22 protein-coding genes and 1 riboswitch are annotated in these 25,327 nt (G+C 61.7%); of the genes, 11 read left to right on the top strand and 11 right to left on the bottom strand.

Annotation, left to right across the window (positions count from 1 at the left end):
• Nucleotides 1–377 precede the first annotated feature (377 nt).
• The 4 genes from OKC41_RS11435 to OKC41_RS11420 all read left to right on the top strand — a co-directional run bounded on the left by OKC41_RS11435 (nt 378) and on the right by OKC41_RS11420 (nt 5,452).
• Complete coding sequence (locus tag OKC41_RS11435) at nt 378–830, top strand: pullulanase (protein WP_029313820.1); 453 nt, start codon at nt 378–380, stop codon at nt 828–830.
• Between the two features lie 204 nt (nt 831–1,034).
• Entirely contained in the window at nt 1,035–3,182 is a 2,148-nt protein-coding gene (locus OKC41_RS11430) for an adenosylcobalamin-dependent ribonucleoside-diphosphate reductase (protein WP_010673143.1), read from the top strand.
• A gap of 9 nt (nt 3,183–3,191) precedes the next feature.
• The gene (locus OKC41_RS11425; protein WP_201894550.1) at nt 3,192–3,875 is read left to right on the top strand and encodes an NrdJb; all 684 of its coding nucleotides are present in this window, start codon (nt 3,192–3,194) and stop codon (nt 3,873–3,875) included.
• Between the two features lie 206 nt (nt 3,876–4,081).
• Entirely contained in the window at nt 4,082–5,452 is a 1,371-nt protein-coding gene (locus tag OKC41_RS11420; protein WP_041214576.1) for a PhoH family protein, read from the top strand.
• A gap of 66 nt (nt 5,453–5,518) precedes the next feature.
• On the opposite strand, the gene OKC41_RS11415 is transcribed toward OKC41_RS11420, so the two are convergent.
• The 4 genes from OKC41_RS11415 to thiB form a co-directional block, all read right to left on the bottom strand.
• Complete coding sequence (locus tag OKC41_RS11415) at nt 5,519–5,680, bottom strand: hypothetical protein (protein WP_164882965.1); 162 nt, start codon at nt 5,678–5,680, stop codon at nt 5,519–5,521.
• 15 nt (nt 5,681–5,695) lie between these two features.
• Nucleotides 5,696–6,406 carry a thiamine ABC transporter ATP-binding protein gene (thiQ, locus tag OKC41_RS11410; protein WP_049637131.1) on the bottom strand — a complete coding sequence of 237 codons (711 nt, stop codon included), beginning with the start codon at nt 6,404–6,406 and terminating at the stop codon, nt 5,696–5,698.
• A 138-nt stretch (nt 6,407–6,544) separates the two neighbouring features.
• Nucleotides 6,545–8,173 (bottom strand): thiamine/thiamine pyrophosphate ABC transporter permease, encoded by a 1,629-nt coding sequence (gene thiP, locus OKC41_RS11405; protein ID WP_042016674.1) that lies wholly within the window; start codon nt 8,171–8,173, stop codon nt 6,545–6,547.
• The gene (thiB, locus tag OKC41_RS11400; RefSeq protein ID WP_042016675.1) at nt 8,149–9,129 is read right to left on the bottom strand and encodes a thiamine ABC transporter substrate binding subunit; all 981 of its coding nucleotides are present in this window, start codon (nt 9,127–9,129) and stop codon (nt 8,149–8,151) included. The genes thiP and thiB overlap by 25 nt, the downstream gene beginning before the upstream one ends.
• Before the next feature lie 83 nt (nt 9,130–9,212).
• A riboswitch (TPP riboswitch) is annotated at nt 9,213–9,303 on the bottom strand.
• Nucleotides 9,304–9,394: 91 nt separating this feature from the next.
• Between thiB and OKC41_RS11395 the strand changes: the two genes are divergently transcribed.
• Nucleotides 9,395–9,685, top strand: coding sequence for a PilZ domain-containing protein (locus OKC41_RS11395; protein WP_039041182.1), 291 nt, complete (start codon nt 9,395–9,397; stop codon nt 9,683–9,685).
• A gap of 51 nt (nt 9,686–9,736) precedes the next feature.
• On the opposite strand, the gene OKC41_RS11390 is transcribed toward OKC41_RS11395, so the two are convergent.
• From OKC41_RS11390 to leuA, 5 genes are all read right to left on the bottom strand, one after another.
• Entirely contained in the window at nt 9,737–10,666 is a 930-nt protein-coding gene (locus tag OKC41_RS11390) for a hypothetical protein (protein WP_042016676.1), read from the bottom strand.
• 112 nt (nt 10,667–10,778) lie between these two features.
• The gene (gene leuD, locus OKC41_RS11385) at nt 10,779–11,378 is read right to left on the bottom strand and encodes a 3-isopropylmalate dehydratase small subunit (protein ID WP_039041180.1); all 600 of its coding nucleotides are present in this window, start codon (nt 11,376–11,378) and stop codon (nt 10,779–10,781) included.
• A gap of 16 nt (nt 11,379–11,394) precedes the next feature.
• Nucleotides 11,395–12,792, bottom strand: a complete 1,398-nt coding sequence (gene leuC, locus OKC41_RS11380; RefSeq protein ID WP_270672038.1) for a 3-isopropylmalate dehydratase large subunit — start codon at nt 12,790–12,792, stop codon at nt 11,395–11,397.
• Nucleotides 12,793–12,824: 32 nt separating this feature from the next.
• A complete protein-coding gene (gene leuB, locus OKC41_RS11375) occupies nt 12,825–13,910 on the bottom strand; it encodes a 3-isopropylmalate dehydrogenase (protein ID WP_039041178.1) in 1,086 nt (361 codons plus the stop codon).
• 111 nt (nt 13,911–14,021) lie between these two features.
• Entirely contained in the window at nt 14,022–15,584 is a 1,563-nt protein-coding gene (gene leuA, locus OKC41_RS11370) for a 2-isopropylmalate synthase (protein WP_103260766.1), read from the bottom strand.
• A 405-nt stretch (nt 15,585–15,989) separates the two neighbouring features.
• On the opposite strand from leuA, the gene OKC41_RS11365 reads away from it, so the two are divergent.
• The 6 genes from OKC41_RS11365 (at nt 15,990) to ilvN (ending at nt 21,139) form a co-directional block, all read left to right on the top strand.
• Nucleotides 15,990–16,613, top strand: a complete 624-nt coding sequence (locus tag OKC41_RS11365; RefSeq protein WP_010673155.1) for a TetR/AcrR family transcriptional regulator — start codon at nt 15,990–15,992, stop codon at nt 16,611–16,613.
• A gap of 125 nt (nt 16,614–16,738) precedes the next feature.
• Nucleotides 16,739–17,242, top strand: coding sequence for a phosphatase PAP2 family protein (locus OKC41_RS11360; RefSeq protein WP_010673156.1), 504 nt, complete (start codon nt 16,739–16,741; stop codon nt 17,240–17,242).
• On the top strand, nt 17,239–18,348 hold the full coding sequence (locus OKC41_RS11355; RefSeq protein WP_201894548.1) for an MJ1255/VC2487 family glycosyltransferase: 1,110 nt from the start codon (nt 17,239–17,241) through the stop codon (nt 18,346–18,348). Before OKC41_RS11360 ends, OKC41_RS11355 begins: the two co-directional genes overlap by 4 nt.
• 35 nt (nt 18,349–18,383) lie before the next feature.
• Nucleotides 18,384–18,536 (top strand): hypothetical protein, encoded by a 153-nt coding sequence (locus OKC41_RS11350; protein WP_010673158.1) that lies wholly within the window; start codon nt 18,384–18,386, stop codon nt 18,534–18,536.
• Nucleotides 18,537–18,926: 390 nt separating this feature from the next.
• Complete coding sequence (locus tag OKC41_RS11345) at nt 18,927–20,645, top strand: acetolactate synthase 3 large subunit (protein WP_010673159.1); 1,719 nt, start codon at nt 18,927–18,929, stop codon at nt 20,643–20,645.
• On the top strand, nt 20,645–21,139 hold the full coding sequence (ilvN, locus tag OKC41_RS11340; protein WP_010673160.1) for an acetolactate synthase small subunit: 495 nt from the start codon (nt 20,645–20,647) through the stop codon (nt 21,137–21,139). The genes OKC41_RS11345 and ilvN overlap by 1 nt, the downstream gene beginning before the upstream one ends.
• A 479-nt stretch (nt 21,140–21,618) precedes the next feature.
• Here the strand turns inward: ilvN and pta are convergent, their stop codons facing one another.
• Together pta and OKC41_RS11330 are read right to left on the bottom strand one after the other, a co-directional pair.
• Nucleotides 21,619–23,772 (bottom strand): phosphate acetyltransferase, encoded by a 2,154-nt coding sequence (gene pta, locus OKC41_RS11335; RefSeq protein ID WP_041211116.1) that lies wholly within the window; start codon nt 23,770–23,772, stop codon nt 21,619–21,621.
• A 70-nt stretch (nt 23,773–23,842) separates the two neighbouring features.
• Complete coding sequence (locus OKC41_RS11330; protein ID WP_010673162.1) at nt 23,843–25,045, bottom strand: acetate kinase; 1,203 nt, start codon at nt 25,043–25,045, stop codon at nt 23,843–23,845.
• Nucleotides 25,046–25,327 lie beyond the last annotated feature (282 nt).

Raw genomic sequence — 25,327 nt, 5'->3', positions numbered from 1 at the left:
AGAAGTGAAACGCTGTAGCGCCGATGGTAGTGTGGCATTCGCCATGCGAGAGTAGGACACTGCCAGGCACCCAATACAAGAAACCCCGCTCACTCGAGCGGGGTTTTTTATTGCCTGAAATTCAGCACTTACTGGAGGGCAAACGGGCACTATGGTGCGGTCTCCCGCCGTGTTTTCTGATACTCGCATTCATCATCCCAGCCAATATCGACTTGTTTGTGGCCTGTCTCTGCTCAATATCTATTCGAAAGCCTGCATTCTGGATATAAAAAGCACAGAATGTGATGCTTCTACCTTTCTTGTCATGCCTGCTCTGGTTTAATTCCCGGGTCCACATCGATGGACCAAGGAATCACAATAATTTGAGGAATGGACACATGTTCAAAAGAACAGTAACGATGATGCTGGCGGCGGGAACCCTGGTATTAGGCGGTTGCGCATCCAATGGTGGTGCAGAGCAGGCGGCGGCGGACAACAGTGACTTCGGCGGCAAGTCCATCTACCTGCGTGGTGAGATGAACGACTGGATGGCCACCGACGAAAGCAAGGTCGTCAAGGTTGCCGACAAGCTCTACATGGCCAAGGGGACGCTCAAGAAAGAGTGGGCTCCTTACAAGTTCAAGTTTGCCGACTCCGGCTGGAGTTGTGGCACCAACTTCGGTTATAAGAGCCCGAGCGATGGCGTTGCCGTGCTCGGCGGGGAACCTGTACCGGTCAACCCGTGCTCCAAGTATGAGGACATGAAGTTCTCGCCCGAGGCGGATGGCGTCTATGAGTTCTATCTGAATATGGCGGGTGAGACACCGAGCGTATACGTCAAGAAACCCTGAGATACTCTCTCGCTTTAAATCTCTCGGAAATTGAACTGGTTAAATGCCCTGGCCCAGAAATCTGCTGGCCGGGGCATTTTTTTAGGATAGAATCGGCGCCCTCATGACGGATAAATCACAATATATTGTGTTTTAAGTTCTTAAATTTACTATTGGTAGTATTCTTGTCACGATATTGCCCCATTCACAGGAGGTTGATTGACCATGGCTAAATCCATTCCGGTACTGGAGGGCGTCACCGCCAGCCGCCAGATCCCTCTGCAGGAGACGTCTCTCGAGATCTGGGACAGCAAGTATCGTCTCAAGAGCAAGGATGGCGCCCCCATCGACGGCTCCATCGACGAGACCTACCAGCGTGTCGCTCGCGCGTTGGCTGCGCAGGAGCGTGAACCCGACACCTGGTATGAACCCTTCCTGTGGGCCCTGCGCAATGGTGCCATTCCGGCGGGCCGTATCACCTCCAACGCCGGGGCGTTTGAGCACAAGCCGGCGACCTCCACCATCAACTGCACCGTCTCCGGCACCATTGAGGATTCGATGGACGATATCCTCGGCAAGGTGCACGAGGCGGGGCTGACCCTGAAGGCGGGTTGCGGCATCGGTTACGACTTCTCGACCCTGCGACCGCGCGGAGCCTTCGTCTCGGGAGCGGGGGCCTATACCTCCGGGCCGCTCTCCTTCATGGATATCTACGACAAGATGTGCTTTACCGTCTCCTCTGCCGGTGGCCGTCGTGGCGCCCAGATGGGCACCATGGATATCCGTCACCCCGATGTCGTCGAGTTCATCCAGGCCAAGCGGGAGGATGGTCGCCTGCGTCAATTCAACCTCTCCCTGCTCATCACGGAAGAGTTCGTCAGTGCGGTGAAGGAGGATGCCCCCTGGCAACTGATCTTCCCCTACACCGCCAAGGAGGTGGAGCAGGATGGCATCGCGCTGGATGACCCAGCGAGGGTGGTCTGGGCGGACTGGCCCAACAAGGAGGGTGTGGTGATCAACGAGCTGGGCCAGGTGGCCTGCAAGGTCTACAAGACCCTGCCCGCGCGCAAGCTGTGGAACGTCATCATGACCTCTACCTACGACTATGCGGAGCCCGGTTTCATCCTGATCGACAAGGTGAACCAGATGAACAACAACTGGTTCTGCGAAGAGATCCGTGCCACCAACCCCTGCGGTGAACAGCCTCTGCCGCCCTATGGGGCCTGCCTGCTGGGCTCGGTCAACCTGACCACCTTCGTGCGCGATCCCTTCACCGAGCAGGCCGCCTTCGACTGGCCCGCGTTTCGCAAGGTGGTGGCCATCTTCACCCGCATGCTCGACAACGTGGTGGAGATAAACCAGCTGCCGCTGGCCAAGCAGCGCGAGGAGATCACCGCCAAGCGTCGCCACGGCATGGGCTTCCTGGGGCTGGGCTCGACCCTCACTATGCTGCGCATCAAGTACGGCTCTGCGGCCTCCGTCGCCTTCACCGAACAGGTCTCCCAGGAGCTGGCGATGACCGGCTGGCAGGAGTCTCTGCGTCTGGCGAAGGAGAAGGGGCCCGCCCCCATCATGGAGCAGGAGTTCGAAGTCACCGGCAAGATGCTGCGTCTGCGCCCCGAAATGGCGGCAGATGGCATCAAGCTCGGCGACAAGGTGAAGGGCAAGGTGTTGCATGCCCGCTACAGCCGCTATATGCAGCAGGTGGCCGAGGTGGATCCCGCTCTGGTAGCCGAGCTGGCCGAGGTGGGCGGACGCTTCACCCACCACAGCAGCATAGCGCCGACCGGTACCATCTCCCTGTCGCTCGCCAACAACGCCAGCAACGGCATCGAGCCGAGCTTTGCCCACCACTACAGCCGCAATGTCATCAAACCGGGCAAGAAGAGCAAGGAGAGCGTGGATGTCTACTCTTTCGAGCTGCTGGCCTATCGCGAGCTGGTGAACCCGGCCGCCATGCCCTATGCCGAGGAGGAGGGTAGCCGCCTGCCGGATTACTTCATCACCGCGGACGACATCACGCCGACCGGGCACGTGGATATCCAGGCGGCGGCTCAGCGCTGGATCGACTCCTCCATCTCCAAGACCGCCAACGTGCCGACCGATTTTCCGTTCGAGCAGTTCAAGGATATCTACCTCTATGCCTCGGACTCCGGCCTAAAGGGCTGTACCACCTTCCGCTTCAACCCGGCCGCCTTCCAGGGCGTGCTGGTGAAGGAGAAGGATCTGGAGAACACCAGTTACGAGTTTACCCTGGAAGATGGCACTGTCATCACGGCGAAGGGGAACGAGGAGATCGAATACGATGGCGAGCTGCACACCGCCGCCAACCTCTATGACGCCTTGAAAGAAGGCTATTACGGCAAGTTCTGAGGACGAGACATGGTCAAGAAGATCGACAGAAAAATCGTCGCCTACAAGGTAAAAACCCGGGATGAGCCGCAAGATGCGCCGGCGCCCCAGGATGACGTGGTGCACATGCATGAAACCGTGCTGCGCCCGGAACGGTTGATGGGTACCACCTACAAGCTGAAGACGCCGGAGCATGTCTCCGAGCACTCGCTGTTCATCACCATCAACGACATCATTCTCAACGAGGGCACGGTGCACGAGACCCGGCGCCCGTTCGAGATTTTCATCAACTCCAAGAGCCTGGAGCACTATCAGTGGATAGTGGCGCTGACCCGCATCATCTCGGCGGTGTTTCGCAAGGGAGGGGACGTCACCTTTCTGGTGGAGGAGTTGCGCTCCGTGTTCGATCCCAAGGGGGGGTACTGGAACAAGGGCAAGTACGTGCCTTCGCTCATCGCCGAAATTGGCAACGTGATCGAAACCCATCTCACCGAGATCGGCATGCTCAAGGTACCCGGGCTGGACGAGCACCAGCAGGCGTTCCTGGCCGAGAAACAGGCGCAATTGCAGGCACAGCAACAGGCAGAAGAACAGCCGGCGGGCAGCGGTTTCCCACCCAGTGCCGTGCTCTGCTACAAGTGCCACACCAAGGCGCTGGTGCAAAAGGATGGCTGCATGACCTGTCTCAATTGCGGGGATTCCAAGTGCGGTTGAGGTGCTGATTGCCACCAAAGGCCGGCGACATGCCGGCCTTTTCGTTGCTGATTTTATGTTCGAACGACGCCCATGATGGCAGCGATTTGTTGCGCACCGGTAAATTCGGGCGTAGCGTTGGGGGTAATAAAACTGTCACGGCCGTGTGGTTTCAATGACATCTGAGATTCACACACGTGGCACCTTCAGTGCCAAGGAGGATGCTTATGGACAACACGGACCGAAAGCTGTTTATCCTGGATACCAACGTTCTGCTTCACGAACCCCTCGCCATCTACTCCTTCAAAGAGCACGACGTGCTCATCCCCATGACGGTGCTCGAAGAGCTCGACAACATCAAGGATCGCCAGAAGGACGTCAGCCGTGATGCCCGTATCGCCATCCGTGCCCTGGAAGATGTGTTCCGCGATGCGACTCCGGAGCAGATAGTGCAAGGAGTGGCGCTGGCCGGCGAGGCGAGCGGCCATATCTCCATCTTCAGCGACCACCATCTGCCCCAGGATGCCGAGGTGTTCACCGACAAGGAGGCGGACAACCGCATCATCAACGCCGCCCTCTACCTGCAAAAGCACGAGATGAAGCGTCAGGTGGTGCTGGTCACCAAAGACATCAACATGCGCCTCAAGGCCAAGGGAGCAGGTCTTGCCCATGTGGAGGATTACCGCAGCGACCAGCTCATCGACGACATCCGCCTGCTCGCCAAGGGCTTCCAGGTGGTGCCCGGCAGCTTCTGGGAGCGGGTCGGTGAGTGCGACAGCGAAACCCATGGCCGCGATACGGTCCACGTCATCGATGCCAACCTGCTGGAGGGAGTCCACGTCAACCAGTACCTCCTGGACGAGGAGAACTTCTTTGCAGCGCGGGTGCTGAGCCACGACGGCAACAAGATCCGCCTGAAAGATCTCGGCCGCGAGCGGCTGATGTCCCGCAAGGCCTGGGGGGTGCATCCCAAGAACGTGTATCAGGGCATGGCGCTGGATGCCCTGCTGGATCCGCACATCGACCTGGTGATCCTGACCGGCCCGGCGGGCTGCGGCAAGACCCTGCTCGCCATGGCGGCGGCGCTGGAGCTGGTGATCGAGAAGGGGATCTACGAGAAGGTGATCGTCACCCGCAATACCCCGGAAATTGCCGAGAGCATCGGCTTCCTGCCCGGCACCGAAGAAGAGAAGATGATGCCCTGGCTGGCGGCGGTCACCGACACTCTGGAGGTGCTGCACAAGCAGGACGAGAACATGAGCGGGTCCCTCAGCTACATCATGGAGAAGGCCAACATCCAGTTCAAATCGGTCAACTTCATGCGCGGGCGCAGCATCCAGAACACCTTCGTGCTGCTGGACGAGTGCCAGAACCTGACCGCGTCCCAGATCAAGACCATCATCACCCGCTGCGGGGAGGGGACCAAGATCGTCTGCTCCGGCAACCTGGCTCAAATAGACTCCAACTACCTGAGCCCGGTGACCTCGGGTCTGACCTACATCGTCGAGCGGTTCAAGGACTTCGACGGCAGTGCCAATATCTTCCTGAACGGGGTGGTGCGCAGCCGGCTGGCTTCGTTCGCCGAGGAAAACCTCTGATTTGACGTGACCTCTGAATGAAAAAGGGGAAGCCGGACGGCTTCCCCTTTTTTGATCCCGCCTATCTCATGCCTCTCTCGGTCGGCCCAGGTAGCGCAGCAGCCCCGGGTGATCGCTGCTGTGCAGGATATCCGGCTTGCCCTGCAAGGCGATGCGCCCCGCGTCGATGAAGAGCACCTGATCGGCGATGAGCTGGGCATCGTCCTGGGAACGACAGGGAGAGACCATCAGCTTGTCAGCCCTTCACTGTGGCGCCAGAGCGCGGCCCAGGTAGCGCAGCAGCCCGGGGTGATCGCTGCTGTGCAGAATATCCGGCTTGCCCTGCAAGGCGATGCGTCCCGCGTCGATGAAGAGCACCTGATCGGCGATGAGCTGGGCATCCTCGGGGTTGTGAGAGACCATCAGCACGGTGATGCCCTGCTCGCAGGCGAGGCGGGCGACCTCCGCCAGCATCTCCCGCCGCAGGGCCGGATCGAGTGCCGAGAAGGGCTCGTCCAGCAGCAGCAGCGGCCTGCCCCGCACCAGGGCGCGGGCCAGCCCCACCCGCTGCTGCTGGCCGCCGGAGAGCTGCTCCGGCAGGCGCGTCAGCATCTCCCCCAGGCCTACCTTGTCAGCGGCCTCCTGCACCTGCCTTTTCTGGGCCGGATTCAAGCGCAGGCCGGGATGCAGGCCGATGGCGATGTTGTCGAACACCGACAGGTGCAGGAAGAGGTTGTGATCCTGGAACAGGGTGGTGACCGGGCGCTCGGCGGGGCCCAGTGACAGCAGATCCTGGCCGTCGAAGGTGAGGGTGCCCGACTCCACCGGCACGAAGCCCGCGATCATGCCGAGCAGGGTGGACTTGCCGGCGCCGCTCGGACCGATGAGGGCGGTGATCTCCCCCTTGGGCAAGGTCGCACTGAAGGTCACCTGCCAGTCGGGATAACTGGTGACCAGTTCCTCAATTACCAGCATGTTTGGCTCCTGAATGTCGTTTTATAGAACAACAAGTAAGAAAAATTGATGAAAGGCAGCGTGAGTGACTGCCACAAGGGGCGCCCCAGGGACGTGCCCGGCCGGATCCTGGGGGCAGGGAGGCGGCAATGCCGGGGATCAGTGATCCACATGCCTGCCTCCCAGTCCCCGCTCCACCAGCCAGAACAGGGAGAAGCAGAGGGTGAGCAGCAGCAGGGCGGTGGCGGCCGCCTCGGTCAGCCGGTAGCTGCCGAGCTGCTGATAGAGCAGCCAGGGCAGGGTAGTGAGGGTCTGGCTGCCGAACATGGCGATGGCCCCGAGATCCCCGAGGGACAATATCATCGAGAGCGCCATGGCCAGGGCCAGCGGACGGCGCAGCAGGGGCCACTCCACCAGGCGCAGGCGATGCAGGCCGCGCACCCCCAGGCTGTCCGCCAGCCGATCGTACTGGCGCACCACCAGTTGCATGGGGGCCGAGAGAGTGCGCAGCACATAGGGCAGCGCCATCAGGGCGTTGACCAGCACCACCAGCCAGGGGCCCAGGGCAAAGACGTCGGTGAAGGGCATGAACAGGATGAAGAGGCCGGTGGAGAGCACCACCGCCGGGATCATCAGGATCATGGAGCCGCTGGCCTCCCACAGGGCGGCGGCCCGCCGTTTGCGATCCCGCACCCTCAGATGCCGGCTGGTGAGCAGCAGCCCGGCGCCGAGCAAAGTGGCCAGGGAGCCCGCCGCCAGGGCTATGCCCAGGGACTGCCCCCCTGCCTGCCACAGCCGGGGTGAGCCGAGCGCCGCCAGCAGACCGGGGTTGAACCCGGCGACCACGATGGCCAGCAGGGGCGGCAGGAAGATGGCGAGCCCCATGGTCAGGGCCAGGCCATCCACCAGAGCGCTGCCCTTCTGGTGTCTGTCGGGACGCAGGCAGGGGCGACGGCTGGTGAGGCGACTGGCCGGGGTGGTCTGCAGCTTGTGTTGCAGCAGGAGCAGGGCCAGGGTCAGCAGCAGTTGCACCAGGGCGAGCCCGCCAGCGGTGGCGAGATCGAAGTCGAAGCGCAGCGCCTGGTAGACAGCCACCTCCAGTGTGGTGGACTTGGGGCCGCCCCCGAGCGCCAGCACTGTGGTGAAGCTGGTGAAGCAGAGCATGAAGATGAGGCTGGCGAGCCCCGGCAAGATGCCGCGGATGAGCGGCCACTCCAGCAGCCGGAAGATGTGGGAGGAGCGCATGCCGAGCTGACTGGCGAGGCGCCAGGAGGACTCGGGGATGCTCTCTATGCTCTGCAGGATGAGGCGGGCGGCCAGCGGCATGTTGAAGAAGACATGGGCCAGCAGGATGCCGAACAGGCCGTAGAGGTAGTTGCCGGGATCCAGGCCCAGGCCGTGCAGCAGTTGCGGCAGCCAGCCCTGACGACCGTGCACCGCCACCATGCCGAAGATGGCGATGATGACCGGCAACACCAGGGAGAGGCCGAACAGCTTGAGCAGCAGGCGGCGTCCGGTGAAACGGCGTCGCGCCAGGGCTCTGGCCACCGGGATGGCAAGCCCCAGGCTCAGCAGGGTGGAGAGCAGTGCCTGCCAGAGGCTGAAACCCAGCACGTGGCGCAGGTAGGGATCGCCTAGCAGGGCGCGGGGGGAGAGGGCCCCCGCCTGCCACAACAGGGCGACCAGCGGCCCAATGGAGAGCAGCAGGATGACCAGGGTGGCTGCACTGCCGGGCAGCCACCAGAGGGTGCGACGACCTGAACTCACTGGGTGACGGCTTGCAGCCATTCGCGGATCCACCCCTTGCGGTTGGCGGCTACCTCGTCAGAGCTGAAGGTGAGCGGCTTAGCTACGGTGATCATCTGTTCGAACCCCTTGGGCAGCGCCACGTCTGTCACCGGATACATCCAGTTGCCGCCGGGGATCTCGTTCTGGAAGGCGGGGCTCACCATGAATTGCAGGAACTGGTCAGCCAGTTTGCCTTGTGTGGCGCCCTTGAGCTTGGCTGCTACTTCCACCTGGCGGTAGTGACCCTCCTCGAACGCGGCCGCCCGGTACTGGGGTTTGCTCTCGGCAATCAGGTGATAGGCGGGGGAGGTGGTGTAGGAGAGCACCATGTCCGCCTCGCCGTCGAGGAACATGCCGTAGGCCTCTGACCACCCCTTGGTGACGGTGACCGTCTTTTTGGCCAGTTGCGCCCAGGCGGTCGGTGCCTCATCCCCGTAGACCGACTTCATCCAGAGCATCAGGCCCTGACCCGGGGTGGAGGTGCGGGGATCCTGATAGATCACCTTGATATCGGGACGTGCCACCAGCTCCTTCAGGCTCTTGGGGGGCTGCTTGAGCTTGTTGCTGTCATAGACGAAGGCGAAGTAGCCGTAGTCATAGGGGACAAAGGTGTCGTCCTGCCAGCCACCCGGTACCTTGAGGCCATCGAGCCTGGTGGAATGGGGGGCGAACAGGCCGCTCTGCTTGGCTTCGCTGATGAGGGCATCGTCCAGCCCCAGCACCATGTCGGCCTTGCTGTGCTGGCCTTCCAGCCGCAGCCGGTTGAGGATGGCGACGCCATCCTCGAGGGGTACCAGATTGAGGGTGCAGCCGCACTCCTTCTCGAAGGCCTGCTTGATCTTGGGACCCGGCCCCCATTCGGCGGCGAAGGAGCCGTAGGTGTAGACGGTGAGGGTGTCGGCGGCAAACGCCTGGGCAGAGAGCAGGCTGGTGGCGATCAGCAGCAGGGTCTTCATCAATGGCACTCCTGTGGGTATCGGGGTGCTCATCAATGGCACCTCGCGTGTGGTGAGCGCCGGCGGATGAGGGCACAAAAAACGCGCGCCATGCCTCAAATTCCTCCGCCAGCATTATCTGGATCAGGTTCACGGGTATAATCTCAGCGGTAAACCGCACCCCGTTTGAGCAACGCATCGCATTGTATTGGCGTTCCTGGGGGGAGGCCAGCACTATGTTTCACGGGCCGCATCGTGCGAGCCACCACCAAGGAGGAAGTCCCCAGTGATCACCAGCACCAAGGAAAGACGTGCCTTCCAGCGCATGGTCATCAATGCCCCCGTCACCCTGTTCCAGCATCAGCAGGTGCTGGAGGGGGTCTGCCGGGATCTCAGCGCCAACGGCATGGGCGTCGAAGTGAACAAGCACGCGTTCGATCTGGCCCAGCCCATCCGGGTGAGCCTGGCGACCAGCAGCAATCTTCTGCCTCCCTTCGAGGCCCAGGCTCGCATCGTGCGGGTGTTGGAGGAAGAAGACGGTCTCCTGCTGGCACTGGAGTTTCTCTCCCTCACCTGAGACCCGGGCGCCCGTCCTCCTCGAGACAGGCCAGCCATGGGCTGGCCTGTCTCATTTCCCCTCATCCTGCACCGGCTGCACGCTCAACTGGCCGCTGTCGACCAGCGTCTTGCTGGTGGGCGCGAGCTGGCCCATGGGCAGCTGGGCCGGGCCGGTCGGCTCCATCAGGAGGTAGGTCTCCCCCGCCCGGCTCAAGGTGGCTTCCCCCGGTTTGGCTGGCAGGGCCACCCCCAGGAGGGCATGTCCCGGCACGAACACCATGGCCTGCTTGAGATCGGGATACCCCTGGGCCAGCAGGGCGGCCATCAGGGTCACCTTGCTGTCGCAATCCCCCCGGTTCTGCTCCAGCACCTGGCGCGGGCTCAGAAACCCCTTGCCAGAGCGGCCCGACTGGCTGTCGAGCAGTTGATAGGGGATGGCCTGGATGAAGTCGAGCATGTGGGCCACCGTCTTCTGGCGCGCCTCGGTCTCGGTGGCCCCTTCCTGCTTGAGCTGCTCCATCAACGGGGCCAGTTCGTCCCGGCTCTCCAGGGCGATGCGCACATGATCCTGCTTGATGGCGGGAGCGCCGTCGGGGGCAGTGAAGGGCTGGAAGTAGTGTTGCGTGAGCCAGGCGGCCTCCAGTTTGGCCTGCTCGGGCTTGACCCATTGGGAGGCTTCCCGCGCCTTGTCGGCGTTGCGGCTCTTGATGCTGAGGCTCATGGCGGGGCGAACGAGGGAGAACTGCACCTCGGGGAACGCCAGGGGGGCCTGTTGCAGCAGGCTTTGCAGTACGTCTTCCTGCATCCTGGCCGGACGGTAAGCGATGAGAGGGGGCAGCTTGCCCGCCTCCAGCCGGTAGCTGAGCTGCTGCGCCTTGCCCTCTCTGTCCTGCCAGCCGACATTGAGCTGACCGCCACTGTTGGTGAAAGAGGTCTGTCCGCCCAGGGCCGGGAGGCTGAGCAGCAGGCAGAGCAATGAAAGGGCGCCCCTTGCGGACATAGGTGTCTCCTGTCGGACATGCAGAGGTGGCGGGCTTTGTACAGCGACCCGACAATAAAACAGGGAGCCTCGGCTCCCTGTTGATTCTACTCGCTTTCTTGTCGCAGGTTCGTCAAATCCAGCTTGGCTGCTTCGCCTCGAAGGCGCTGATGGCGGCCTCGTGCTGCAGGGTCAGACCGATGGCATCCAGCCCGTTGAGCAGACAGTAGCGACGGAACTCGTCGATTTCGAAGCCGAACGTGAGGCTGCCTGCACGCACCTGGTTGGCCTCCAGATCCACTTCGATCTCGATGCCCGGCTGGGCGGCGACCAGCTGGAACAGGGCGTCGACCTCCTCCTCCTTCAGACGAACCGGCACCATGCCGTTGTTGATGGCGTTGCCGTAGAAGATGTCGGCAAAGCTCGGGGCGATCATGGTCTTGAAGCCGTAGTCCGCCAGCGCCCAGGGGGCGTGCTCGCGACTCGAGCCGCAGCCGAAGTTCTCGCGGGCCAGCAGGATGCTGGCACCGGCGAATTGCGGCTTGTTCAGCACGAACTCCGGGTTGGGCTGCTCCCCTGCATCGTCCAGAAAGCGCCAGTCGTGGAACAGGTGCTTGCCAAAGCCGATGCGGTTCACTTTCTGCAGGAACTGCTTGGGAATGATGGCGTCGGTGTCGACGTTGGCGCTGTCGAGGGGAACGACGATCCCTTTATGCTGTTTGAAACCTGTCATCATGTTCTCCTTGTCGTTACAGCGCACGAATGTCGGCGAAGCGGCCGGTGACGGCGGCGGCGGCGGCCATGGCCGGGCTCACCAGGTGGGTGCGACCGGCACGACCCTGACGCCCCTCGAAGTTGCGGTTGCTGGTGGAGGCGCAGCGCTCCCCCGGTTGCAGCCGGTCGTTGTTCATGGCCAGACACATGGAGCAGCCGGGCAAACGCCACTCAAAGCCTGCCTCGATGAAGATCTTGTCCAGCCCCTCGGCCTCGGCCTGGGCCTTCACCTGCTCGGAGCCCGGCACCACCAGGGCCTGTACCCCGGCGGCCACCTTGCGACCGCGGGCGATGGTGGCAGCCGCGCGCAGATCCTCGATGCGGCTGTTGGTGCACGAACCGATGAACACCTTGTCGATGGCCACGTCGGAGAGCTTCTGACCCGGTTGCAGGTCCATGTAGGCGAGGGCCTTGCGGGCGGACTGCTGCTCCACCGGATCGGCGAAGGATTCCGGTGCAGGGATGGGCTCATTGACGGCAATCACCTGGCCCGGGTTGGTTCCCCAGGTCACTTGCGGGGCGATGTCGGCGGCGTCGAGCACCACTTCGGCGTCGAAGTGGGCACCTTCGTCGCTCTTGAGGGTCAGCCAGTAGGCGATGGCCTGTTCCAGCGCCTCCCCCTTGGGAGCGAACTCCTTGCCACGGATGTAGTCGATGGTGATCTGGTCGGGGGCAATCATGCCCGCTTTGGCGCCGAGCTCGATGGCCATGTTGCACACCGTCATGCGCCCTTCCATGGTGAGCCCCTCGATGGCTTCACCGGCGAACTCCACCACGTAGCCGGTCCCGCCTGCATGACCCACCTTGCCGATGATGGCGAGCACCACGTCTTTGGCGCTGATGCCTGCGGCCAGCTTGCCGTTGACAGAGATACGCATGGTCCTGGCACGGCCCTGTTTCAGGGTCTGGGTGGCCATCACGTGTTCCACTTCGGAGGTGCCGATACCGAATGCGAGCGACCCGAAGGCGCCGTGGGTGGCGGTGTGGGAGTCACCGCAGACGATGGTGGTGCCGGGCAATGTGATGCCGAGCTCGGGGCCCATCACGTGGACGATACCCTGGTACTTGTGGTTCAAGTCATAGAGACGAACCCCGAACGCCTTGCAGTTGGCGGCGAGCGTCTCCATCTGGATGCGTGCCATCTCACCGGAGGCGGCGATGTCCTTGGTGGTGGTGGAGACGTTGTGATCCATGGTGGCCCAGGTCAGATCCGGGCGACGCAGCTGGCGGTTCATGGCGCGCAGGCCGTCGAATGCCTGGGGGCTGGTCACTTCATGCACCAGATGACGGTCGATGTAGATGAGAGGGGTTTCCCCTTCCACTTCCCGCACCACGTGGGCGTCGAACACTTTCTGATAGAGGGTCTTGGACATTGCTCGGTTTCCTTGTTATCGATGCCGTGGGATCAGATGCGCGCGGCGATCTGGCTGCCCATGTCGGCCGTGCTCTGCACCGGGTGCGTGGCGCTGGCCTGATGCAGGTCGGCGGTGAAATAGCCTTCTGCCAGGGTCTGGGCCACGGCCTGCTCGATGGCCTGGGCAGCGGCTTCCTGGCCGAGACTGTAACGCAGCATCAGGGCGGCGGAGAGGATCTGGGCGATGGGATTCGCAATCCCCTTGCCGGCGATATCCGGGGCCGAGCCACCGGCCGGCTCGAACAGACCGAAGCCGGATTCGTTCAGGCTGGCGGAGGGGAGCAGGCCCATGGAGCCAGTGATCATGGCGCATTCGTCGGAGAGGATGTCACCGAACAGGTTGGAGCAGAGCAGCACGTCGAACTGGGACGGATCCTTGATGAGCTGCATGGTGGCGTTGTCGATGTACATGTGGTTCAGGGCCACGTCCGGGTAGGACTTGGCGACCTCGGTCACCACCTCGCGCCACAGGATGGAGGAGGCGAGCACGTTGGCCTTGTCGATGGAGGTGACCCTGGACTTGCGCACTCGGGCCGATTCAAACGCTATCTTGGCGATGCGCTCGATCTCGAAGCGGTGGTACACCTCGGTGTCGAAGGCCTTCTCGGTGGCGCCTTCCCCTTCACGCCCCTTGGGCTGGCCGAAATAGATGCCGCCGGTCAGCTCGCGCACGCAGGCGATGTCAAAACCGCGATCGGAGATGTCGGCACGCAGCGGGGAGAACTGCTCCAGACCGGTGTAGATGCGGGCCGGGCGCAGGTTGCAGAACAGTTTGAAGTGGGCACGCAGGGGCAGCAGGGCACCGCGCTCCGGCTGATCGTTGGGCGGCAGGTGCTCCCACTTGGGGCCACCCACCGACCCGAACAGCACCGCATCGGCCGCTTCGCAGCCTTTGATCGTGCTCTGGGGCAGCGGTGTGCCGTGGTTGTCGATGGCGATACCGCCGACGTCGTGACGGTCATAGTCGAGGGAGAAGCCGAATTTGGTCTGCACCTTTTCCAGTACCTTGATGGCCTCTGCCATCACTTCCGGGCCAATGCCGTCACCCGGCAATACTGCGATCCGATAACTGCTCATACTCTCTCCGTCTTGATAGTGTGATTCCGTTTCATCCGGGAGGCCGGTCCGGACCACTGCCCAGGCCCCGGTCCTCCCCATGTCATGCTGTCATCTTGTCCGGCGGCGAGCTCAGACGGTTTCCGATTTGATGGGGTTGTTGCGCTCCATCTGCTCGGCCACCTGGTCCGCGCGCCAGATGCTGTTGATCACGTGGACCAGGGCCTGGGCCGAGGATTCGATGATGTCGGTGGCCAGCCCCATGCCGTGGAACTTGCGCCCCTTGTACTCGGCGACGATGTCCACCTGGCCGAGGGCGTTCTTGCCCTCGCCCTTGCCCTTGAGTTCGTATTTGTCGATGCGGATCTCGTAGCCGGTGATGCGGTTGATGCACTGGTAGACCGCATCCACCGGGCCGTTGCCGGTGGCGGCCTCGCACACCAGATCCTGGCCTACCTTGAGCTTGACCGAGGCGGTGGCGAGCACCGAGCTGCCGCTCTGCACGCCGAGGTACTCCAGCTTGAAGTGCTCGGGCTCCTCGTGGATCTGGCTGAAGAAGGCGAGGGCCTCCAGGTCGTAGTCGAACACCTGGCCCTTCTTGTCGGCCAGGGTGAGGAACTTGGCGTAGAGATCGTCGAGGTCGTAGCTGCTCTCGGCGTAGCCCATGGACTCCATCCGGTGCTTGATGACGTGGCGGCCGGAGCGGGAGGTCATGTTGAGGTTGTTCTGGGTGAGACCGATGCTCTCGGGGGTGATGATTTCATAGGTGTTCTTCGCCTTGAGCACGCCGTCCTGATGGATGCCTGAGCTGTGGGAGAAGGCGTTGGCGCCGACGATGGCCTTGTTGGGCTGCACCGGCATGTTGCAGATTTGACTGACGAGGGTGCTGGTGCGGTGGATCTCGCTGTGGCGGATGTTGGTGTGTACCCCGAGCAGGTCGGCGCGGGTTTTCAGGATCATCGCGACCTCTTCCAGAGAGCAGTTGCCAGCACGCTCGCCGATGCCGTTGATGGTGCACTCGATCTGGCGGGCCCCCATCTGCACGGCACTGATGGAGTTGGCCACCGAGAGGCCCAGATCGTCGTGGCAGTGCACCGAGATGATGGCCTTGTCGATGTTGGGTACCCGGTTGAACAGGGTGTGGATGATGCCGGAGAATTCGGTCGGCACCGTGTAGCCCACGGTGTCAGGAATGTTGATGGTGCGGGCGCCGGCCTTGATGGCGGCTTCCACCATGCGGCACAGGTTGTCTATCGGGGTGCGGCCCGCATCCTCGCAGGAGAACTCCACGTCATCGGTGTAGCGCAAGGCGTGCTTGATGGCGCCGACCCCCATCTCCAGCACGTCTTCGAAGCTCTTTTTCAGCTTGCTCTCCACGTGGATGGAGGAGGTGGAGATGAAGGTATGGATGCGAAATGCCTCTGCCACTTTCAAGGCTTCGCCGGCGGCATCGATGTCTTTTTGCAGGGCGCGAGCCAGGGCGCAGACCCGGCTGTTCTTGATGTGGCGGGCGATGGTCTGAACCGATTGAAAATCGCCGGGGGAGGAGACGGGGAAACCCACTTCCATGATATCGACACCGAGCCGCTCCAGCGCCTGGGCGATCTGCAGCTTCTCCTTGACCGTCAAGCTGGCCGACAGCGCCTGCTCACCATCACGCAAGGTGGTGTCGAATATGATGACCCGATCTGACATGTGACTTCCCTCTTCCTAAGTTCGCTGCGTGCATCCTGCATGGCATAAAAAAACCCGTGCGGGGTGCACGGGTTTCTGTAAATTCCGGCTATGCCTTAGCCCGGCTACAAGGATCCCGCGCGAGGAGTCGCGATTAGGGAGAGCAGTAGTAGCGGAGCGGCAATACGCATGATGTCTCAATCCTTCCAGTCGATAACGCTACTACCAATAACGAGATTTTTATGCTGTGTCAACCGGAATGGACAGGTTCAATCCACTGGTTTATTTAATCGGATTGTAAAGGAGTGCAAATTCTCTTGTCCCATATTCGGTTCATGCCTGATTATCTGGTCATTCCTGCTGTACTCGATCACCCGCACAATCAGATCGACTTATCAGCCCTTGCTGAATTATCTGAGGTATTCCATGGAAAAACGCAGACCTGGCCGTCCAGTCGGACGTTCCGACATTCGTGACAAGCTGCTTGCCGCCGCACGCGAACGTTTTCTCAACACCCCCTACAGCAAGGTGACGACCCGCGAGATTGCCGAGCTGGCAGGCTCCAATCTGGCGATGATCCACTACTACTTCGGCAGCAAGGAAGGCCTCTACAAGGCGGTGCTGGGGGATGTGGCCGAGCCTCTCGAGCAAGCCTGGCACGACGAGAGCAGCAACCGCAGCCTGACCGATCTGCTCAATACCTACTATCAGGTGATGGCGCCCAACAGCGAGCTGACCTCCGCCATCTCCAGCGCATTGTCCACTGAAAAGAGCCCGGGGCGTGATTTTGTTCTGAGCCGCCTGCTGGATCGCCAACTTCCCCAGTTCGATGCCCTGCTCGAATCCATGCGTTCCAACGGCCAGCTGGCGGACAACCTGGACCCCGAGATGCTGAAGATCTCCTTCCTCAGCATGATGTGGCAGCCGTTCGTGATGAAGGATCTCTACGAACAGGTGTTTGGTCTGACGGTGGACGAGCACTTCATGAGCCGCCTCGCGGCCCACAACTGCCGCCTGATGGAAAACGGCCTGCGCGGTGCCCTGAACTGACTTTTTCGGGATGACGGATGAAAAAGGGCCCCTGGGCCCTTTTTTTCATCAATCTGTTATCTGGGCGTCAACGAAGTGTCATGCCGCCCTCCTAGTCTGCACTCAGGATGCAAGGGAGGGCCGTGATGAACAAGATCCAGCAATGGGACCTGCGGGTGTGCCGTGTCTGCCTGCTCCACCCCTACAATCAGCCGCAGGCCAGGATAAGCCGGCTTGTCTCCCGTACCGGTGACGGCCCCCTCTATGCCGTGGCGGCCTGCCTGCTCTGGTGGCAGGGGAGCGCCGGGCAGGAGGCGGTCAGGGTGGCGCTCTGGGCGTTTGCCCTCGAGTTGCCGCTCTACCTGCTGCTCAAGAATGCCCTCAAACGCCAGCGCCCGGCAGGGCTGCCTGTCTTCATCACCCCGTCGGATCGTTACAGCCTGCCCTCTGGCCATACTGCGGCCGCCTTTCTGATGGCGACCGTAGTGGCCGCCAGTTTCCCGCTCTGGGCACCGCTGCTGTTTGTCTGGGCCGCGCTGGTGGGGGCGTCCCGCCTGCTGCTCGGGGTGCATTATCTGAGCGATCTGGTGGCCGGGGCGCTGCTTGGCGGTGGTTGCGCCCTCTGGGCGCTGGGTTGGAGCCAGGGATGAGGATACTGTTCGGCGTTCAGGGGACCGGCAACGGTCATATCAGTCGTAGCCGGACCCTGGCGCGCGCATTGAAGAGCAGGGGCGTGGCGGTGGACTATCTGTTCAGCGGGCGCGCCGCTGACGGCTACTTCGAGATGGGGGAGTTCGGGGATTATCGCACCTTCCCCGGTATCACTTTCGCCAGCCATCAGGGGCGAATCTCGGGCTGGCGCACCCTCAAGGGACTCTCTCCCCTGCGTTTCTGGCAAGATCTGCGTGTCCTCGATTGTCGCGAGTACGATCTGGTCATCAGCGACTTCGAGCCGCTCACTGCCCATGCTGCTCGCCGCTGGGGCAAACCCAGCCTCACCATCAGCCATCAGGCGAGCTTCGACTGGCCGATCCCGCGCTGGGGAGAGAGCGGCTTCAACCGCCAGCTGATGCGCCATTTTGCGCCGGTACGCCAGTCCCTGGGACTGCACTGGTTCCATTTCGGCCAGCCCCTGCTGCCTCCCATCGTCGATCCCCTCGAGCCGGTGCCGGACAACCAGCAGATCCTGGTCTATCTGCCATTCGAGCAGACAGAGACGATCGCGGCCCTGTTGTCGCGTTTCAGCACGCAGTCGTTCATCTGCTTCCATCCCGAGGTGCGCAAGCGTAGCGAGTGGCGCAACATCCGCTTTGAACCTCAGGCCAGAGAGGGGTTCAAGCTGGCGCTGGCCGGTTGTCGCGGGGTCATCAGCAATGCGGGATTCGAGCTTGCCTCCGAGGCGCTCTCCCTTGGCAAGAAGCTGCTGGTCAAACCCCTGGGTGGCCAGTTCGAGCAGTTGACCAACGGCAGGACCCTGGAGCTGATGGGGCTGGCCCAGTTGATGGACAGCCTGGATGCCAATGCGGTGCGAAGCTGGCTGGAGGCCCCTTCTCCTGGCAGAGTACGCTATCCCGATGTGGCAGGAGAGCTGGCCGACTGGTTGTTGGCCGGGGCCGGGGAGGAGGTGGGGGCGCTCTCCCGCCGCCTCTGGGGCAGGACTCTCTTTCCGGAGGAGGTGTGTGACAGCCTGGGGGAGCTTGCCAGCCGTACCGGCCAGGAGCGTCCCTGGTTATCCCAACTCAGCGCCTTTGACTAAACTGAGTCGATCCCACCACGGAGAGGACGGACACCATGCGCTTTACCAATGAAAACGGCGACACCATGACCCTGGCAGACAATCTCACCCTGCATGAGCTGCTCGACATGGGTGTCAGCATCTCGGTCTGCGAAGAGACGGATCCGGATCAGCAGATCTGGCTGGCAGAACCCGAAGACGAGCAGTGAAACCAGCCAGTTTTTGACGGCCCACCCCCTCGGGGTGGGCCGTTTATTTTGTTCCTCACCGACGCGGGCAGCATGATCCGCTGGTTGTTCCCCCCAGGGCCCCTCTTTGTTGCCCGTCTGGTGGCCAAGTCACTGAATGTTAATAGCTGTTTGAAATTTATGACTGTTCTGGTCAGACAAAGCCGTGGACAAGCGTTCACGGGCGGGTTAAGTTGGTTTTTCACCCGCTTTTCGGGTGAATGATGGAAAACCCCTATTTTTCTACTATCGACGGCTCCGAACTCGCCTGATCTGCCTGCAGACAACAACAAGACTCGGATCGGCGCTGCCGGGAAGCAGCGGACTGTGGATAGCTTTCGCTTAACGGAGCAAAGCCTGGAGGGCTTTATCATGGAGATGTTATCAGGCGCCCAGATGGTGGTTAGAGCGCTGGAAGATCAGGGAGTGGAACACGTTTTCGGCTACCCTGGTGGCTCAGTGCTCGACATCTATGACGCTCTCTTCGAAAACGGCAAGATGGAGCATGTCCTGGTGCGGCACGAGCAGGCCGCAGTGCACATGGCGGACGGTTACGCCCGCTCCACCGGCAAGGTGGGCACTGTGCTGGTGACCTCGGGTCCCGGCGCCACCAACTGCATCACGGGGATCGCCACCGCCTACATGGATTCCATTCCCCTGGTGATCCTGTCCGGCCAGGTGCCGACCAGCATGATCGGGGAAGATGCGTTCCAGGAGACCGACATGATCGGCATCTCCCGCCCGGTGGTGAAGCACAGCTTCCTGTGCAAGAAAGCCAGCGACATTCCCGAGGCCATCAAGAAGGCCTATTACATTGCCGCCAGTGGCCGCCCGGGGCCCGTGGTGGTGGATCTGCCCAAAGACGTGCAGAATCCGAAAGAGAAGTTCCCCTATCAGTATCCCGAGTCCGTTTCCCTGCGCTCCTACAATCCGACCAAGGCCGGACACAAGGGCCAGATCAAGCGGGCTGCCAAGCTGCTGACCGAGGCGAGCCGCCCGGTCATGTACGTGGGTGGCGGCGCCATCAACGCCAATGCGGATCACCTGGTGACCAAGCTGGCGGAGCTGCTGAACCTGCCGGTGACTACCACGCTCATGGGGCTGGGCGCCTTCTCCGGCACCCATCCGCAGTTTATCGGTATGTTGGGGATGCACGGTACCTTCGAAGCGAACAAGAGCATGCACAACGCGGATCTCATCTTCGCCGTGGGTGCCCGTTTCGATGATCGCGTGACCAACAACGTAGCCAAGTTCTGCCCCAACGCTACCATAGTCCACATCGACATCGACCCCACCTCCATCTCCAAGACGGTACAGGCCCATGTGCCCATCGTCGGCTCGGTGGAAACCGTGCTGGAACAGATGCTGGAAGTGATCCGCGAGTGCGGCTTTGACAACGACAAGCAGGCGCTGGCGGACTGGTGGGAGCAGATCAACCAGTGGCGCTCCCGCAACTGCCTGGCTTATGAGACCCATCCCACCCTGATCAAGCCGCAGCAGGTCATCGAGACTCTCTACAAGGTGACCAAGGGGGAGGCGTTCGTTGCCTCCGACGTGGGCCAGCACCAGATGTTTGCCGCTCTCTACTACCCGTTTGCCAAGCCGCGTCAGTGGATCAACTCCGGCGGTCTCGGCACCATGGGCTTTGGCATTCCCGCCGCCATGGGGGCCCAGTTTGCCAATCCGGAAGCCGTGGTCTGCTGCGTCACCGGCGACGGCTCGGTGCAGATGAACATCCAGGAGCTCTCCACCTGTATGCAGTACGGGGTGCCCATCAAGATCATCTCCATCAACAACCGTGCGCTGGGAATGGTCAAGCAGTGGCAGAAGATGTTCTACGGTGGCCGCCACAGCCACTCCTACATGGAATCCCTGCCTGACTTCGTCAAGCTGGCGGAAGCCTATGGCCACGTCGGCATCGCGGTGAGCGATCCGGCGGAGCTGGAGAGCGCCATGGAGAAGGCCTTTGCCATGAAGGACAGACTGGTGTTCATGGACATCTCGGTCGATCCGGACGAGCACGTCTATCCGATGCAGATCAAATTTGGCGCCATGGACGAGATGTGGCTGAGCAAGACGGAGAGAACCTGATGAGACACATCATTTCAGTACTGCTGGAGAACGAATCCGGCGCCCTGAGCCGTGTGGTAGGCCTCTTCTCCCAGCGCGGCTACAACATCGAGACCCTGACGGTGGCCCCCACCGAGGATCCCACTCTGTCCCGCATGACCATCGTCACCATGGGGGATGAGCGGGTGCTGGAGCAGATCCAGAAGCAGCTGCACAAGCTGGTGGACGTGCTCAAGGTGTGTGACCTGAGCGAGGGTGAGCACATCGAGCGGGAGATCGCGCTGGTCAAGGCGCGCGCCGCCGGTGGTGCCCGTGACGAACTGAAGCGGCTGGCGGACATCTTCCGTGGCCAGATCGTCGACGTCACCCCCGAGCTCTACACGGTGCAGCTCGTCGGGACCAGCGAAAAGCTGGACGCCTTCATCAAGACGGCTGCCCAGACCAACGAGATCATCGAAGTGGTGCGCTCCGGTGTCTGTGGCATCTCCCGGGCGGACAAATCCCTGCGTCCCTGATGTGGCCGGATGTGAAAATAGTTGTTCAAGGGCTCTTCGGAGCCCTTTTTCGTGTCTGGCAGCGTTGCGGGCAAGTGGGGGGGCCGGTAGGGATGATGGCCATAGCATCAGGAGGTTATCGAGGGGGTGAAAGAGAAGGGGCAAGGGAGGGTCTTCACCTGTCATTTTCTTTCAAATGATCGGTAAACTATCCACAAAAGCTGTGGAAAACTCTGTAGATTAGCGGTGTGTCTGGCGTTAGTCTCATGATCTTAAAGAGATATTTCAATTTGATCCTGGCTGGATCGCATTTGTGCAATCCCCTGGCGAGGGTGTGAGCATTTGCTTATCCCTCGTGCCTTGCCAAGGGCGGAACGCGGATCTGTCCGTGGATCCGGACGGGATCCCGATCTGATCTTGCGGATCAACATTTCTGGGCGCGAGCCATAAAAAAAACCCGCCTCTCGGCGGGTTTTTCATTGCATCGGACTGCGGGTCGATTACTCGGCCTGGGCTGCCTGGATACCGGTCAGGGCGATGGTGTAGACGATGTCGTCCACCAGGGCGCCACGGGAGAGGTCGTTGACCGGCTTGCGCATGCCTTGCAGCATGGGGCCGATGGAGACCAGCTCGGCGGAGCGCTGTACCGCCTTGTAGGTGGTGTTGCCGGTGTTGAGATCCGGGAACACGAACACGGTGGCCTTGCCGGCAACCGGGGAGTTCGGTGCCTTGGACTTGGCGACGTTCTCCATGATGGCCGCATCGTACTGCAGCGGGCCGTCGATGATGAGGTCGGGACGCTTGGCCTTGGCCAGCTCGGTGGCTTCACGCACCTTCTCCACGTCCGCGCCGGCGCCGGAGGTGCCGGTGGAGTAGGAGATCATGGCCACGCGCGGCTCGATGCCGAAGGCGGCAGCGGAGTCGGCGGACTGGATGGCGATCTCGGCCAGCTGCTCGGCAGTGGGATCCGGGTTGATGGCGCAGTCACCGTAGACCAGTACCTGGTCCGGCAGCAGCATGAAGAAGATGGAGGAGATCAGGGAAGAGCCCGGAGCGGTCTTGATGATCTGCATCGGCGGACGGATGGTGTTGGCAGTAGTGTGTACTGCGCCGGATACCAGACCGTCAACTTCATTGCGCTCCAGCATCATGGTACCCAGTACCACGTTGTCTTCCAGCTGCTCGCGGGCAACCACTTCGGTCATGCCCTTGTTCTTGCGCAGCTCGACCAGACGGGCCACGTAACGCTCGCGTACGGCAACGGGATCGATGATCTCGACGCGGTCGGTCAGGATCACGCCCTGCTGTTCAGCGACGCGGCGGATCTCATCCGGGTTGCCCAGCAGCACCGGACGGGCGATACCGCGCTCGGCACAGATGGCGGCCGCCTTGATGGTGCGCGGCTCTTCCCCTTCCGGCAGCACGACGCGCTTGTTGGCCTGACGGGCCAGCTCGGTCAGCTGATAGCGGAAAGCCGGCGGGCTCAGGCGACGGGAGCGGGTGGACTTGGCGGAGAGAGACTCGATCCAGTGCTTGTCGATGTGACCAGCAACGTAGTCCTGCACCAGCTCGATACGCTCGCGGTCATCTTCCGGGATGTCGACGTTGAAGTTCTGCAGGCTGACGGCGGTCTGCCAGGTGTTGGTGCCGGTGATCATGATCGGCAGGCCGGTGGCCATGGCCTGTTGGCACAGTGCCATCACCTGGGGTTCCGGATGGTAGTTGCCGGTCAGCAGCAAGGCACCCAGCTTGACGCCGTTCATGGCGGACAGGCAGGCGGAGACGATGACGTCGGAACGGTCGCCGGAGGTCACCAGCAGGCTGCCTGGACGGAAGTGCTCGATCATGTTGTGGATGGAGCGGGCGCAGAAGGTCACGGTCTGCAGGCGGCGGCTTTCCAGCTCACCCTTGTTGATGATCTTGGCGGCCAGGTGCTTGGCGAGATCCTTGGCGCGCGGTGCGATCAGCTGGGTGTTCCAGGGGATGCAGCCGAGGATGCGCAGCGGACTCTTGCCGAAGACCTGCAGCACTTCCAGGTTGTGGCCGGTATCGGCGCCGTGGTGGTGCGCTTCGAACATCTCGGTCAGGTCGGGACGGGTCACGCCGTGCTCGTCAACCGGGGCACCCACCTTGTTGATGACGCAGCCCACGATGCGCGGGTTGTTGACGCCACCGAAGTTGGAGCAGGCCAGCTCGATGCGCTCTTTGAGCTTCTGGCTGGAGTCGTTGCCCGGATGGGTCACGAACACCATGTCGGCATCCAGCGCCTTGGCGACGTCGTAGTTCAGCTTGTTGGCAAAGGGTTGCTTGTCGGTCGGAACCAGGCCCTCGATCACCACCACTTCGGCGCCGCTGGTCTTCACGTGCTCTTCGAAGCGGGCCACGATCTCTTCCAGCAGGATGTCGGTGTTGCTGGAGGTGATCATGTTCTCGGCGTAGGAGAGGGCGAACGGCTCGGGCGGGTTGATGTTGGCAGCGGCGCGGATCACGGCGGTGGAGCGCTCGGTACCGGTTTCACCCGGACGCGGCTGGGCGACCGGTTTGAAGAAGCTGACATTGACACCGTGACGTTCCATGGCGCGAACGACGCCAAGACTCACGGAGGTTACGCCGACACCAGTGCCGACCGGGATGAGCATAATAGTGCGTGCCACTTATTACCCCTTGTTCATTTTTTGGGATCAGGAAAAGGCCGCCCTGGGGCGGCCTTGCTCTACAGCTAATTTATGCGCCGACCAGTTCCAGCGCGTCGTGGGCGATGACCCACTCTTCGTTGGTCGGGATAACCAGGGCCTTGGTGGAACCAGCCTTGGTGATCTCGCCGCCCTTGCCGAAGCGAGCCTTCAGGTTGGCGTCGTGGTCGACGTCAAAGCCCAGCAGGCCCAGCTTGTTCAGGGTGATCTCACGGATCGGGGCGGAGTTCTCGCCGATGCCACCGGTGAAGACCACGGCATCCAGACGACCGTCCATGGCGGCGGCGTAGGCACCGATGTACTTGGCCAGACGGTAGCAGTACACGTCCATGGCGCGCTTGGCTTCTTCCTTGCTGTCGTAGTTGTCTTCAACGAAACGGCAGTCGGAGGTGACTTCGGTCAGACCCTGCAGGCCGGATTCCTTGGTCAGCATGGTGTTGATTTCGGCAACGCTCATGCCCAGCTTGTCGTGCAGGAAGAAGATGATGGCCGGATCGATGTCACCGGAACGGGTACCCATCACCAGGCCTTCCAGCGGGGTCAGGCCCATGGAAGTGTCGACGGACTGGCCGTTCTTGATGGCGCAGACGGAGCCGCCGTTGCCCAGGTGGCAGTTGATGATGTTGAGCTCTTCCACCGGCTTGTTCAGCTGCTTGGCCGCTTCCAGGCTGATGTAGTAGTGGCTGGTGCCGTGGGCGCCGTAGCGACGGATGCCGTTCTCTTTGTAGAGCTTGTACGGCAGGGCGTACAGGAAGGCTTCTTCCGGCATGGTCTGGTGGAAGGCGGTGTCGAACACGGCGACGTTCTTCTCGGCCAGTTCCGGGAAGACCTTCAGGGCGGCACGGATACCGATCAGGTGAGCCGGGTTGTGCAGCGGTGCGTAAGGAATGGCGGCTTCGATGCCGGCAATGACGTCATCACAGATGCGAACGGAGGAGGTGAAACGCTCGCCGCCGTGTACCACGCGGTGGCCGATGGCGATCAGGTTCTTGGACAGTTCCGGGTTGAGCGGCAGGATCTTGTGAACGATGAAGTCCAGCGCTTCCTGGTGAGCGGCACCGGCACCCAGATCAGCGTTGCCTTTCTCGCCGTTCAGCTTCCACTTGATGCGGGCGTCGTCGAGGTTGAAGCATTCGGCCAGGCCGGACAGCAGGTCATCACCGGTGGTTGCGTCAATGACAGCAAACTTCAGGGACGAGCTGCCACAGTTAAGAACAAGAACCAGCTTACTCATGAATAAATCCTATCGCAGATTGGGTTGGGTTGGAGGATGCGCCGGACGCGGTGCGTCCAAAAACTATCAACTTATCCTTATGAGGGTTGGCAATCTGTTGCTTGCCCCTTGTATAGTGATACAAGACCCGAAATTCAGACGTCCCTGACTGGTCAGTGGCCGTGCCCCAGCGTAAAAATGGGCGTACAAAGGATAACCTGATTGTTGAAAAATAACAAAGTCATCCTCAACCTTTGTTATTGCCTCTCAAATATTGTCGAGGTTTTGCCGTTAATGCGTTCG

The organism is Aeromonas sp. QDB17 (assembly GCF_027705305.1).
GTDB lineage: Bacteria > Pseudomonadota > Gammaproteobacteria > Enterobacterales > Aeromonadaceae > Aeromonas > Aeromonas caviae.
Note: the sequence above shows the minus strand (reverse complement) of the source record. Positions and strands in the feature narration are given on the sequence as shown.

Coding starts and splice junctions, on each gene's coding strand:
- OKC41_RS11435 (WP_029313820.1), top strand. CDS start 378: ATGTTCAAAAGAACAGTAACGATGATGCTGGCGGCGGGAACCCTGGTA.
- OKC41_RS11430 (WP_010673143.1), top strand. CDS start 1,035: ATGGCTAAATCCATTCCGGTACTGGAGGGCGTCACCGCCAGCCGCCAG.
- OKC41_RS11425 (WP_201894550.1), top strand. CDS start 3,192: ATGGTCAAGAAGATCGACAGAAAAATCGTCGCCTACAAGGTAAAAACC.
- OKC41_RS11420 (WP_041214576.1), top strand. CDS start 4,082: ATGGACAACACGGACCGAAAGCTGTTTATCCTGGATACCAACGTTCTG.
- OKC41_RS11415 (WP_164882965.1), bottom strand. CDS start 5,680: ATGGTCTCTCCCTGTCGTTCCCAGGACGATGCCCAGCTCATCGCCGAT.
- thiQ (WP_049637131.1), bottom strand. CDS start 6,406: ATGCTGGTAATTGAGGAACTGGTCACCAGTTATCCCGACTGGCAGGTG.
- thiP (WP_042016674.1), bottom strand. CDS start 8,173: ATGGCTGCAAGCCGTCACCCAGTGAGTTCAGGTCGTCGCACCCTCTGG.
- thiB (WP_042016675.1), bottom strand. CDS start 9,129: ATGAAGACCCTGCTGCTGATCGCCACCAGCCTGCTCTCTGCCCAGGCG.
- OKC41_RS11390 (WP_042016676.1), bottom strand. CDS start 10,666: ATGTCCGCAAGGGGCGCCCTTTCATTGCTCTGCCTGCTGCTCAGCCTC.
- leuD (WP_039041180.1), bottom strand. CDS start 11,378: ATGACAGGTTTCAAACAGCATAAAGGGATCGTCGTTCCCCTCGACAGC.
- leuC (WP_270672038.1), bottom strand. CDS start 12,792: ATGTCCAAGACCCTCTATCAGAAAGTGTTCGACGCCCACGTGGTGCGG.
- leuB (WP_039041178.1), bottom strand. CDS start 13,910: ATGAGCAGTTATCGGATCGCAGTATTGCCGGGTGACGGCATTGGCCCG.
- leuA (WP_103260766.1), bottom strand. CDS start 15,584: ATGTCAGATCGGGTCATCATATTCGACACCACCTTGCGTGATGGTGAG.
- OKC41_RS11365 (WP_010673155.1), top strand. CDS start 15,990: ATGGAAAAACGCAGACCTGGCCGTCCAGTCGGACGTTCCGACATTCGT.
- OKC41_RS11360 (WP_010673156.1), top strand. CDS start 16,739: ATGAACAAGATCCAGCAATGGGACCTGCGGGTGTGCCGTGTCTGCCTG.
- OKC41_RS11355 (WP_201894548.1), top strand. CDS start 17,239: ATGAGGATACTGTTCGGCGTTCAGGGGACCGGCAACGGTCATATCAGT.
- OKC41_RS11350 (WP_010673158.1), top strand. CDS start 18,384: ATGCGCTTTACCAATGAAAACGGCGACACCATGACCCTGGCAGACAAT.
- OKC41_RS11345 (WP_010673159.1), top strand. CDS start 18,927: ATGGAGATGTTATCAGGCGCCCAGATGGTGGTTAGAGCGCTGGAAGAT.
- ilvN (WP_010673160.1), top strand. CDS start 20,645: ATGAGACACATCATTTCAGTACTGCTGGAGAACGAATCCGGCGCCCTG.
- OKC41_RS11330 (WP_010673162.1), bottom strand. CDS start 25,045: ATGAGTAAGCTGGTTCTTGTTCTTAACTGTGGCAGCTCGTCCCTGAAG.